Origin of the sequence: Affinundibacterium nitidum (assembly GCF_014284155.1) — a bacterium.
GTDB classification, from domain to species: domain Bacteria; phylum Pseudomonadota; class Gammaproteobacteria; order Burkholderiales; family Burkholderiaceae_D; genus Undibacterium; species Undibacterium nitidum.
Genome location: NZ_JACOFZ010000066.1, coordinates 1 through 255, shown reverse-complemented (window position 1 = coordinate 255; position 255 = coordinate 1). Strand labels below are relative to the sequence as shown.

The following is a 255-nucleotide window of genomic DNA, read 5'->3' as shown; positions in this document are numbered from 1 at the left end:
CATGTCGTTAATGTTGGCAACGGCTGGCACTACTGTACTACAATTCGTGCACACTACTGCCGGCAAAGCTGTCAGGCTCTTGATGGTCGCGGCTACTGTTGGTGCATTGAATGCAGCATTGTATTTGTAATAGCCCGTACGAACTGCCCAAGATCCATCAGCGTACTTCACTGAGAATCCCTTTACACGATCTAACTTCACCTCACCGACAGCATTACTGACCGTAGTCTTCCCAAAAAAACCCTCGACTTGGAG

At 48.6% G+C, this 255-nt stretch carries 1 protein-coding gene; it reads right to left on the bottom strand.

The window, feature by feature from the left end; translation table 11 throughout:
- A partial coding sequence (locus H8K36_RS19055) for a hypothetical protein (protein WP_186920467.1) occupies positions 1 to 255 on the bottom strand: 255 nt, incomplete at both ends.